At 71.7% G+C, this 10,293-nt stretch carries 11 protein-coding genes; 2 read left to right on the top strand and 9 right to left on the bottom strand.

The features are described 5' to 3' along the window. Positions 1–105 precede the first annotated feature (105 nt). Both ACWD0Y_RS19935 and ACWD0Y_RS19930 read right to left on the bottom strand, forming a co-directional pair. The gene (locus tag ACWD0Y_RS19935) at positions 106–468 is read right to left on the bottom strand and encodes a cytidine deaminase (RefSeq protein ID WP_450261647.1); all 363 of its coding nucleotides are present in this window, start codon (positions 466–468) and stop codon (positions 106–108) included. A gap of 27 nt (positions 469–495) precedes the next feature. Continuing rightward, positions 496–1,317, bottom strand: a complete 822-nt coding sequence (locus ACWD0Y_RS19930) for a helix-turn-helix transcriptional regulator (protein WP_450261650.1) — start codon at positions 1,315–1,317, stop codon at positions 496–498. 147 nt (positions 1,318–1,464) lie between these two features. Here ACWD0Y_RS19930 and ACWD0Y_RS19925 point away from each other — a divergent pair, with 147 nt between their 5' ends. After that, entirely contained in the window at positions 1,465–2,871 is a 1,407-nt protein-coding gene (locus tag ACWD0Y_RS19925) for an MFS transporter (protein ID WP_450261646.1), read from the top strand. 4 nt (positions 2,872–2,875) lie between these two features. Here the strand turns inward: ACWD0Y_RS19925 and ACWD0Y_RS19920 are convergent, their stop codons facing one another. The 5 genes from ACWD0Y_RS19920 to ACWD0Y_RS19900 form a co-directional block, all read right to left on the bottom strand. Then, positions 2,876–3,232, bottom strand: coding sequence for an MmcQ/YjbR family DNA-binding protein (locus ACWD0Y_RS19920; protein WP_450261645.1), 357 nt, complete (start codon positions 3,230–3,232; stop codon positions 2,876–2,878). Further along, positions 3,229–4,515, bottom strand: a complete 1,287-nt coding sequence (locus ACWD0Y_RS19915; RefSeq protein WP_093800914.1) for a hemolysin family protein — start codon at positions 4,513–4,515, stop codon at positions 3,229–3,231. Before ACWD0Y_RS19915 ends, ACWD0Y_RS19920 begins: the two co-directional genes overlap by 4 nt. Further along, positions 4,512–5,009, bottom strand: coding sequence for an rRNA maturation RNase YbeY (ybeY, locus tag ACWD0Y_RS19910; protein ID WP_093800913.1), 498 nt, complete (start codon positions 5,007–5,009; stop codon positions 4,512–4,514). Before ybeY ends, ACWD0Y_RS19915 begins: the two co-directional genes overlap by 4 nt. Positions 5,010–5,036: 27 nt before the next feature. After that, entirely contained in the window at positions 5,037–6,044 is a 1,008-nt protein-coding gene (locus ACWD0Y_RS19905) for a PhoH family protein (protein ID WP_450261644.1), read from the bottom strand. 120 nt (positions 6,045–6,164) lie between these two features. Next, a complete protein-coding gene (locus tag ACWD0Y_RS19900) occupies positions 6,165–7,301 on the bottom strand; it encodes a carbohydrate kinase family protein (protein WP_450261643.1) in 1,137 nt (378 codons plus the stop codon). A gap of 292 nt (positions 7,302–7,593) precedes the next feature. Between ACWD0Y_RS19900 and ACWD0Y_RS19895 the strand changes: the two genes are divergently transcribed. After that, positions 7,594–8,256, top strand: coding sequence for an RDD family protein (locus ACWD0Y_RS19895; protein ID WP_450261642.1), 663 nt, complete (start codon positions 7,594–7,596; stop codon positions 8,254–8,256). Between the two features lie 106 nt (positions 8,257–8,362). Here the strand turns inward: ACWD0Y_RS19895 and ACWD0Y_RS19890 are convergent, their stop codons facing one another. Next, the gene (locus ACWD0Y_RS19890) at positions 8,363–9,355 is read right to left on the bottom strand and encodes an adenosine deaminase (protein WP_450261641.1); all 993 of its coding nucleotides are present in this window, start codon (positions 9,353–9,355) and stop codon (positions 8,363–8,365) included. A gap of 23 nt (positions 9,356–9,378) precedes the next feature. Then, complete coding sequence (locus ACWD0Y_RS19885; protein WP_450261640.1) at positions 9,379–10,287, bottom strand: ribonuclease Z; 909 nt, start codon at positions 10,285–10,287, stop codon at positions 9,379–9,381. Between the last annotated feature and the right edge of the window lie 6 nt (positions 10,288–10,293).

Genomic DNA, 10,293 nt, shown 5'->3' with positions numbered 1-10,293 from the left:
GGGCTGTCGGACGAGCTGACCGCCGACGAGGTACGCGTGCGGCGGATCGCCGTGGACTACGCCTCGCCGGCGTCCGAGGACACGCCCGAAGGGCGTCCGCGGCCGTCAGCCCGCGGTGACGCTGCCCCGCAGCGCCCCGTCCGGCCCCGCCACCAGCACCGGCGTCCCGGGGCCGCCCAGGTCCCGCACCGCCGCCCGGTCCTCCTCCGAGGCCGCGTCCGCTTCGGTCACGACCGCCGCCGCCTCCAGAGACTTCGCGCCGCTCGCGACGGCCATCGCGACCGCGGTACGCAGCGCGCTGAGCTTGAGGGAGTCCAGCTCGACGGTCCCGGCCACGTACGTACGCCCCGTCTCGTCCCGTACGGCCGCCCCCTCCGGCACTCCGTTGCGGGCACGCGCGCTCCGCGCCAGCGTGATGATCTTGCGGTCCTCGGCGTCGAGCTCGGCGCTCGGAGTGGTCTCAGTCATGCCCAGAGCATAGGGAGCGGACCCCGGTCATCCCGCGACCGGGTACATCGACCCGCGCCGCCCCTCCGGCGAGGCCAGCCACTCCAGTTTCGCCGCCGTGTCCGCCTCCGGGAGCGGTGTGTGCAGCACGATCGCCAGGTCGGGGCGGGCCGGGACCCGCAGCTGGGTCGCCTCCATGACCAGCGTGCCGACGACGGGGTGCTCCATCTCCTTGCGGACCTGGCCGCCGGGCGCGATGTCGCGCCGCTGCCACAGTTCGGCGAACTCCGGGGAGAGCTCCTTCACCTCCTCGACGACCGCGCGGAACCCCTCGTCGTCGGGGCGGTCCGAGCAGGCCGCCCGGTACTGGGCGACGACATGGGCCGCGTTCTGCTGCCAGCTCTTCGCCCTCGCGCGGTAGAGGGGGTCGGTGAAGAAGGCGACCAGGCAGTTCTGGGTGATCCCGGGCCGCATGCCGAGCACCGCCCCGGCCGCGTCGTTGTACATGACCGCGTTCCAGTACGCGTCCATGATGTGCGCGGGGTACGGCAGCCACGTGTCGATCAGCCGGTGCAGCCCCTCGCACATGTCGGCGTAGCGCGGATCGACCTCCGGCGCGGGCGGGTTGAGCCCGGCCAGGACGTACAGATGACGGCGCTCCACACTGCTCAGCCGCAGCACCCGCCCCACCGAGTCGAGCACCTGCGGCGAGACGGTGATGTCCCTGCCCTGCTCCAGCCACTGGTACCAGGAGACGCCGACGCCCGCGAGCACCGCGACCTCCTCACGGCGCAGTCCGGGCGTGCGCCGCCGCGCTCCGCCGCCCGGAAGTCCCGCCTCCGCGGGGCTGATCCGGGCGCGCCTGCTCATGAGGAACTCGCGCAGTTCGCCGAGGCGGTGGGTTTTGAGATCGGCCGGTGCGCTCACGTACTCCCCCTGCTCCGCTGCCTGGTGGTGGCACCAACAGGATAAGTTCCCGCTCCCCACGGCCATTCCGGCCACCGCAGGGTGTGGACCATGGCAATCGACACCTCCACCCCCGCCCCGGCCACCACCGGTGCGACGGCGCCTCCCCGGCTCTCCGGACGCGCCAAGCTGATCCTCTTCGTGCTGTGCGCCGCCCAGTTCATGGTGGCCCTCGACTTCTCCGTGCTCAACGTGGCGCTGCCCGTCCTCGGCGAGGACCTCGGCATGAGCCGGTCCGCGCTCCAGTGGGCGGTCACCGCCTTCGCCCTGCCCTCCGGCGGGTTCCTGCTGCTCTTCGGCCGGATCGCCGACCTGTTCGGGCGCCGGAAGCTGTTCCTGACCGGTCTGGCCGTCTTCGGCGCCGCCTCGTTGCTCGCGACCTTCGCCTGGGACCCGGCGTCCTTCCTCGCCGGGCGGGCGCTCCAGGGGCTCGGCGCGGCCGCGATCGTGCCGACCGGCATGTCGCTGCTGACCACGACCTTCCCCGAGGGCCCGCAGCGCGACCGGGCGCTGGGCATCAGCGGCACGCTGCTCTCGCTCGGCTTCACCGTCGGCATGGTGCTCGGCGGCGTCATGACCGACACCCTGGGCTGGCGCTCCACGATGGGCCTGCTGGCCGCGGCCGCCGTGCTCGTGCTCGTACTCGCGCCCGGTCTGCTGCCGGAGTCCCGCCACCCCGAGCGCCCGCGTCTCGACGTCCCCGGCGCCGTCACCGTCACCGGCGGTCTGCTCGCCCTGATCTACGCCCTGTCGACGGCGGCCGAGCGCGGCTTCGGCGGCGCCGACGTCCTCGTCGCGCTGGCCGCGGGCGTCGCCCTGCTCGCCGCCTTCGTGTACGTCGAGTCCCGCGCCGCGGCGCCGCTGGTCTCGCTGCCGATGCTGCGGCGCCGGACCGTCGCCTGGGGCAACCTGGGCGGCCTGGTCACCTTCTCGATGATGAGCACGGTCGTCTTCGTGCTGACCCTCTACCTCCAGGAAGTACTGGAGCTCTCCGCCTTCCTGACCGGTCTGGTCTTCGGCGTCCAGGGCGTGCTGTCCGCCGTCGCCGGTACGTTCGCCCCCCGGCTCATCGGCCGGATCGGGGCCCGCCGCACCCTGGTCGGCTCGCTGCTCGGCCAGGGCCTGCTCACCGGCGCGCTGCTGGGCGTCGGCGCCGGGTCCGGCGCGCTGCTGGCGACCGCCGCCGTCTCGCTGGCCTCCATGTGCCACCTGGGCGCGATCATCTCGTACGGGCTGATCGTGACGTCCGGGGTGCCGGACGAGGAGCAGGGCCTGGCGACCGGTCTGGTCACCACGACCCAGCAGGTCGGCCTCACGGTCGGCATTCCGCTGCTCGGGGTGCTGGCCACGACGCAGGGCGCGCTCTTCGGCGGTGTCCGCACCGTGCTCGCCGTGGACGCGGCGGTCGTGCTGGTGGCGGCGGTGGCGGTGGGCGCGGGGCTGCGGAGGCGGAAGTAGGGGCTCAGGCCCGGTCGAGCCGCAGGCGCTCCGCCTTCGGGAGGCCGGCCACCACCAGGTCGTACGAGTCCTCGATCAGCTCCCGGACCATGCGGTCCGGGAGCTTCCCGTCGACGGTGACCGTGTTCCAGTGGCGCTTGTTCATGTGCCACCCGGGGACGATCTCCTCGTGCTCCTCGCGGAGCCTCGGGGCGATCTCCGGGTCGCACTTGAGGTTGACCGTGAGCGGTTCGGCGTCCAGCGCGCCGAGCGCGAAGAGCTTCCCGAGGACCTTGAAGACGGAGATCTCGGGGCCGAAGGGGAATTCCTCGGCCGCCCCGTTGAAGTCCAGACAGAACGCCCTGAGCTCCTGCGGCGTCATGCCGCCTCCTTCTTCTCCTCCGGCTCCACCAGCACCGTGACGATCTTGTTGCGGCGGCCGGCCGGGGACTCGGCGGTCAGGCGCAGCGCGCGCCCGTCGGGCAGGTCCACCGTCACGGACGCGCCCGCGATCGGCACCCGGCCGAGCGCCTTGGCGAGCAGCCCGCCGACCGTCTCCACGTCCTCGTCGTCGAACTCGTCGAAGCCGAAGAGCTCGCCGAGGTCGCCGATGTCGAGCCGGGCGGTCACCCGGTAGCAGCCGTCGTCCAGCTCCTCGACGGGCGGCAGTTCGCGGTCGTACTCGTCGGTGATCTCGCCGACGATCTCCTCGAGGATGTCCTCGATGGTGACGATGCCGGCCGTGCCGCCGTACTCGTCGATGACGACGGCGACGTGGTTGCGCTCCTGCTGCATCTCGCGCAGCAGGTCGCCCGCGTTCTTCGTGTCGGGGACGAAGACGGCGGGGCGCATCGCGGTGGAGACCAGCTCGGACTCGGAGTCGCGGTTGATGTGGGTCTTCCTGACCAGGTCCTTGAGGTAGACGATGCCGACGATGTCGTCCTCGTTCTCGCCGGTCACCGGTATGCGGGAGAAACCGGAGCGCAGGGCGAGGGTGAGGGCCTGGCGGATCGTCTTGAAGCGCTCGATGGAGACCAGGTCGGTCCTGGGGACCATGACCTCGCGCACGAGCGTGTCGCCGAGCTCGAAGACGGAGTGCACCATGCGGCGCTCGTCGTCCTCGATCAGGGACTCCTGCTCGGCCAGGTCGACCATCGCACGCAGCTCGGCCTCGCTGGCGAAGGGGCCCTTGCGGAAGCCCTTGCCGGGGGTGAGCGCGTTGCCGATGAGGATCAGCAGCTGCGGGACCGGCCCCATGATCCGGGCCAGCGGGAGCAGGACGTACGCGGAGGCGGTCGCCGTGTTCATGGGGTGCTGGCGGCCGATGGTGCGCGGGGAGACGCCCACGGCGACGTACGAGACGAGGACCATCACCACGATGGCGACGGTCAGCGCCTCCCAGGTCTCGTCGAACTCCCGCAGGCAGGCGTACGTGACGAGGACCCCGGCGGCCATCTCGCAGGCCACCCGCATCAGCAGGGCCACGTTCAGGTAGCGGGTCGGGTCGGAGGCGACCTGCGCCAGCCGGGCGCCGCCGCGCCGGCCCGACCGTACGGCCTCGGCGGCCCGGAAGGTGGAGACACGGGCGATGCCGGCCTCGGCGCAGGCCGCCAGCCAGGCGACCACGACGAGGAGGACCGCGCCCGTGATCAGCTGCGCGGTCATGAAACGGTCGGCGCGGGGGACGGACCGGTCAGGCCCTTCTCCGACCGCCAGCCGTCCACGATCGCCGCCTGGAGGCCGAACATCTCGGCCTTCTCGTCCGGCTCCTCGTGGTCGTAGCCGAGCAGGTGCAGCACGCCGTGGACGGTGAGGAGCTGGAGCTCCTCGTCCATGGAGTGCTGCGTCTCGGCGTCCTCGCCCTGCTTCTTGGCGACCTCGGGACAGAGCACGATGTCACCGAGGAGCCCCTGCGGGGGCTCCTCGTCGTCCTTGGACGGCGGACGCAGTTCGTCCATCGGGAAGGACATGACATCGGTCGGGCCCGGCAGGTCCATCCACTGGATGTGGAGCTGCTCCATGGCGGCCGTGTCCACGACGATCACCGAGAGCTCGGAGAGCGGGTGGATCCGCATCCGGGCGAGTGCGTAGCGGGCGATGTCGAGGATCGCCTGCTCGTCGACCTCGGTTCCGGACTCGTTGTTGACGTCGATCGACATGGTGCTGGTTCTACCCCTGCTCGTCCGTCACAGCCCTTTTTGGCTGTCGTCGTACTTCTCGTACGCGTCGACGATACGGCCGACCAGCTTGTGCCGGACCACGTCCTGCGACGTGAGGCGGGAGAAGTGCACGTCGTCGAGGCCCTCCAGGATGCCCTGCACCTGACGCAGACCGCTCTTGGTCCCGCCGGGCAGGTCGACCTGGGTGACGTCGCCCGTGATGACGATCTTCGAATCGAAGCCGAGCCTCGTCAGGAACATCTTCATCTGCTCGGCGCTGGTGTTCTGCGCCTCGTCGAGGATGATGAACGCGTCGTTGAGGGTCCGGCCCCGCATGTACGCCAGCGGGGCGACCTCGATCGTGCCCGCCGCCATCAGGCGCGGGATCGAGTCGGGGTCGATCATGTCGTGCAGGGCGTCGTAGAGCGGGCGCAGGTAGGGGTCGATCTTCTCGTAGAGCGTGCCGGGCAGGAAGCCGAGCCGCTCGCCCGCCTCGACGGCGGGCCTGGTCAGGATGATCCGGTTGACCTGCTTGGACTGCAGGGCCTGGACCGCCTTGGCCATGGCGAGGTAGGTCTTGCCCGTACCGGCGGGGCCGATGCCGAAGACGATCGTGTGCTTGTCGATGGCGTCGACGTACCGCTTCTGGTTGAGCGTCTTGGGGCGGATGGTGCGGCCGCGGCTGGAGAGGATGTTCTGGGTGAGCACCTCGGCCGGGGTCTCGGTGACCGCCCCCCCGACGCCGTCCGCCGCTCTGAGCATGGCGATCGATCGTTCCACTGAGTCCTCCGTCATCGGCTGTCCGGTGCGGAGCACCAGCATCATCTCGGCCAGCAGGCGCTGGACCAGCGCGACCTCCGTCGCGTCACCGGTCGTGCTGACCTCGTTCCCCCTGACGTGGATGTCCACGCCGGGGAACGCTTTCTCGATCACGCGCAACAGGGAATCGCTGGAACCCAGAACCATCACCATGGGGTGCCTGTCCGGGACGGTGAACTGGGCGCGGGCCTGTGGCTGTGTGGGTGTCTGAGTCATGGGCCGGCACTATGGCCTGCGCATACCTCCTGTTGCAGGGTTCTCGCCGATCGACAACCTCTGGAACATCAAGCGTACGTCGGTGCACCGACAAGGCCGAGAGCTTTTCGGCGTGGCAGCTCACGCCGTCCTGCGGAAGCCGATCGTCGGGACCGCCCTGCGCAGGGGCCACACGCGGGCCGCCGCGGCCGGCAGCAGCTCGTCCAGGAAGGCGTAGCGGCGCAGCGCCTGGGGGTTCTGCCCGTCGAGCGCCTGCACCCGCTCCCACCAGCCCGCGACCTCCGACCAGCCGGGCGCCGACAGCGACCCGCCGAACTCCTGCACCGACAGGGCGGCGGTCAGTCCGGCGAAGGCCAGGCGGTCGGCGAGCGGCCAGCCCGCGAGCGTACCGGTGACGAATCCGGCGACGAAGACGTCACCGGCTCCGGTCGGGTCGAGTGCCTCGACGTCGATGGCGGGGACCTCGGCGGTCTCCCCGGTCGAGCCGTCCACGGCGTACGCGCCCTCCGCGCCCAGCGTGACCACCGCGACCGGCACCTTGTCGGCCAGGGCGCGGGCGGCGGCGCGCGGGCAGTCGGTGCGGGTGTAGCGCATCGCCTCCTCGGCGTTGGGCAGGAACGCCTCGCAGTGCTCCAGGTCGGTGAGGCCCGCCAGGTCCCAGCGGCCCGTCTCGTCCCAGCCCACGTCGGCGAAGATCTTGGCGCCGCGGCGGGCGGCCGAGGCGATCCACTCCTCGGTGCGGCCGGGGGCGAGGGCGGCGACGGCGGCCCGCGCACGGGGCGGGCAGTCGGGGAAGGGGCCGGGTTCGGCGGGCGGCGGGGCCTCGTGGCCGTGGGACACCATGGTCCGCTCGCCCTCGTACGCCATGGAGACGGTGACCGGTGAGTGCCAGCCGGGCACGGTCCGGGACATGTCCAGGTCGATGCCCTCGCCGTCGGCGAGCGCGTCCCAGCAGTACTCCCCGTAGTGGTCGTCGCCGAAGGCGGCGGCCAGCGACGTGTGCAGGCCGAGCCGGGCCAGCGCGGTGGCCATGTTGGCGACGCCGCCGGGGCTGGATCCCATGCCGCGCGCCCAGGACTCGGTGCCGCGCACGGGGGCGCTGTCGAGGCCGGTGAAGATGATGTCGAGGAAGACCGTGCCGGTGAGGAACACGTCGCAGCGGGGGCCGTCGGGGGCACGGAGTCCGTCCAGCGGATCGAGGTGCGTGGACCCGTCCTGCTGCCCGGTGCGGTCGGTCGTCGCTGCGTGCTTTCTCACCGTGCTCACCCTGTGCTCCCGTGGTGTGGTGCGGATTCAGGCCAGTGTGCCCGATACGCGCCCACGGGGGCTCGCGGTCGTGCGACAGCGCTTCCCCACGCCCCCGGAGCGGTACGGACGCCGCCCGTTCCCCGTGGCCTCTCGGTCCCGCGCGAGGCGGCCTGCCGGGCGCGGTTCGACTTCCCGTCCCCGCTCGGAAAGTATGGGGCCGCTGATCAACTCTCTGCCGGCTGCGGACCGTGTCGTTTGTCCGTATCGCCCGGCTCTTGGAACACCCCGGAGGTATCTCGCCGTGAGCTTTGGCGACCCCAACAACCCCTACGCACAGCAGCCGCCGCAGGGCCAGCCCGCCGGCTACGGCTACCCGCAGCAGGGCCAGCCCGCCGGCGGCTACGGCCACCCGCAGCAGGCCCCGCAGGGCGTACCGCCGCAGGGCATGCCGCCGCAGGGCATGCCTCCGCAGTACGGGTACCCGCAGCAGTCTCCCTACGGGGCCTACCCGCCGGCCGGCATGCCGGGCATGCCCGGGGCCGGCATGCCTCCGCTGGCCAACTGGGGACAGCGGGTCGGCGCCTACCTGCTCGACATGCTGATCATCGTCGGTCCGATGTACGCGCTGGGCTTCATCGACCTCGCCGGCAGCCAGGACCCGTCCAGCCCGGGCGTCTTCGGCCTCATCGGCATGCTGTACGCCTTCGCGATGGGCTTCTTCCAGCTCTACAAGGAGGGCAAGACCGGCCAGACCATCGGCAAGAAGGCCCTCGGGATCAGCCTCCGCCGGGAGAGGGACGGCGTCCCCCTCGGCTTCGGCATGGCCTTCGTCCGCAAGCTGGCCCACTTCCTGGACAGCATCGCGTGCTACCTGGGCTGGCTGTGGCCGCTGTGGGACGACAAGAAGCAGACCTTCGCCGACAAGGTGTGCAGCACCGTCGTCATCCAGGTGGGCAGGGGCTGAGCGCACCGCGCCCGCCGCTCCCGCGCCGCTCCACGTCCGGAGGGCGTGACCCCCGCCGAGGCGGGGGTCACGCCCTCCGGGCATCCGGCCCCGCGGGCCCCGCCCCCTACGGGAAGACGTACGCGTCGACCTCGGCGAGGTACGCCGCCCTGCGCTCCTCGTCGTGGTCGAGGAAGGCCGCCAGGAAGGAGTTGCGGGCGATCTCGCGCAACTGCTCCCGGCCGAGACCGAGCGCCTCGTGCACCGCGTGGAAGGTGTCGCCGACGTAGCCCCCGAAGTAGGCGGGGTCGTCGGAGTTCACGGTGACCAGCAGCCCGGCCGCCATCATCTCCTTCAGCGGGTGCTCCTCCAGGATGTCGACGGCCCGCAGCCGTACGTTCGACAGCGGGCACAGCGTCAGCGGCACCCGGTCCCGCACCAGCCGCTCGACGAGCTCCGGGTCCTCCATGGAGCGCAGTCCGTGGTCGACGCGCTCGACACCGAGGACGTCCAGGGCCTCCCAGATGTACGCCGGCGGGCCCTCCTCCCCCGCGTGCGCGACCTTGCGCAGCCCCAGCGCGGCGGCTGCCTCGTACACCTCACGGAACTTCGACGGCGGGTTGCCGGCCTCCGCCGAGTCCAGGCCGACGGCCGTGATCCGGTGCAGGTACGGCTTGGCGGCGTCCAGGGTCTCCAGCGCCGACTCGGCGGACTGGTCGCGCAGGAAGCACATGATCAGCTGTGTGGAGATCCCGTGCCGTTCCTCGCTCCTGTCCAGGGCGCGGGCCAGGCCCTCGACGACCGTGCCGATCTCCACCCCGCGCGCGGTGTGCGCCTGCGGGTCGAAGAAGATCTCCGCGTGCCGTACGCCCTGCCCGGCCGCCCGCGCCAGGTAGGCGTCGGCGAGCCGGTCGAAGTCGTCCTCGGTGCGCAGGACGGCCATGAGCGCGTAGTACAGGTCGAGGAAGGACTGGAGGTCGTCGAAGAGGTAGGCGCGGCGGAGCTCCTCGGTGGTGGCGTAGGGCAGTTCCACGCCGTTGCGCGCGGCGAGTTCGAAGGCCAGCTCGGGTTCGAGGGTGCCTTCGATGTGGAGGTGGAGTTCGGCCTTGGGGAGGTGCATGGGGGGTCTTCTCGTTCAGGGGTTCACGGGTGGCGCTTGGGGAGGGGGACCCGCAGCAGGTCGGCGGCGACGGTCAGTTCGCCGTCGAAACCGGCCGCGCGGGCCTGGCGTTCGAAGACTTCGGGGTCGCTGTAGCGCTGCGAGAAGTGGGTGAGGACGAGGTGGCGCACGCCGGCGTCGCGCGCCGCCCGGGCCGCCTGGCCCACCGTCAGGTGGCCGTGTTCGACGGCCATGTGCTCGTCCTCGTCGAGGAAGGTCGACTCGATGACGAGCATGTCGCAGCCCTCGGCGAGGGCGTACACCCCGTCGCAGAGCCGGGTGTCCATGACGAACGCGAAACGCTGCCCGCGCCGCACCTCGCTGACCTGGTCGAGCGTGACACCGCCGAGCTCCCCCTCGCGCTGGATGCGGCCGACGTCGGGGCCCTTGATGCCGTGCTCGGCGAGCAGCGCGGGCAGCATGCGGCGTCCGTCGGGCTCGGTGAGCCGGTAGCCGTACGACTCCACGGGGTGCGAGAGCCTGCACGCGTCGAGGACGTACGACGGACCGGTGGCCACCGCGCCGTCGGCGGCGACCGGCGCCTCGGTCAGCCGTACCGTCTCGCGGTAGGCCGTGGCGTACCGCAGGCGGTCGAAGAAGCGCTGCCCGCTCGCCGGGTAGTGCGCGGTGACGGGGTGCGGGACGCGGTCGAGGTTGATGCGCTGGATCACCCCGGCGAGGCCGAGCGAGTGGTCGCCGTGGAAGTGGGTGACACAGATCCGGTTGATGTCGTGCGCGGCCACGCCGGCCCGCAGCATCTGGCGCTGGGTGCCCTCGCCGGGATCGAAGAGGATGCCCTCGCCGTCCCAGCGCAGGAGGTAGCCGTTGTGGTTGCGGTGCCGGGTGGGGACCTGGCTGGCGGTGCCGAGGACCACGAGTTCTCGTACGGACACAGGAAC

It is taken from the genome of Streptomyces altiplanensis (assembly GCF_053591575.1).
The sequence above is the reverse complement of the archived record's forward strand: the minus strand, read 5'-3'. Positions and strand labels throughout refer to the sequence as shown.

Excerpts from the sequence above, each read along its gene's own strand:
- ACWD0Y_RS19935 (WP_450261647.1), bottom strand. The coding sequence starts at position 468 with ATGACTGAGACCACTCCGAGCGCCGAGCTCGACGCCGAGGACCGCAAG.
- ACWD0Y_RS19930 (WP_450261650.1), bottom strand. The coding sequence starts at position 1,317 with ATGAGCAGGCGCGCCCGGATCAGCCCCGCGGAGGCGGGACTTCCGGGC.
- ACWD0Y_RS19925 (WP_450261646.1), top strand. The coding sequence starts at position 1,465 with ATGGCAATCGACACCTCCACCCCCGCCCCGGCCACCACCGGTGCGACG.
- ACWD0Y_RS19920 (WP_450261645.1), bottom strand. The coding sequence starts at position 3,232 with ATGACGCCGCAGGAGCTCAGGGCGTTCTGTCTGGACTTCAACGGGGCG.
- ACWD0Y_RS19915 (WP_093800914.1), bottom strand. The coding sequence starts at position 4,515 with ATGACCGCGCAGCTGATCACGGGCGCGGTCCTCCTCGTCGTGGTCGCC.
- ybeY (WP_093800913.1), bottom strand. The coding sequence starts at position 5,009 with ATGTCGATCGACGTCAACAACGAGTCCGGAACCGAGGTCGACGAGCAG.
- ACWD0Y_RS19905 (WP_450261644.1), bottom strand. The coding sequence starts at position 6,044 with ATGACTCAGACACCCACACAGCCACAGGCCCGCGCCCAGTTCACCGTC.
- ACWD0Y_RS19890 (WP_450261641.1), bottom strand. The coding sequence starts at position 9,355 with ATGCACCTCCCCAAGGCCGAACTCCACCTCCACATCGAAGGCACCCTC.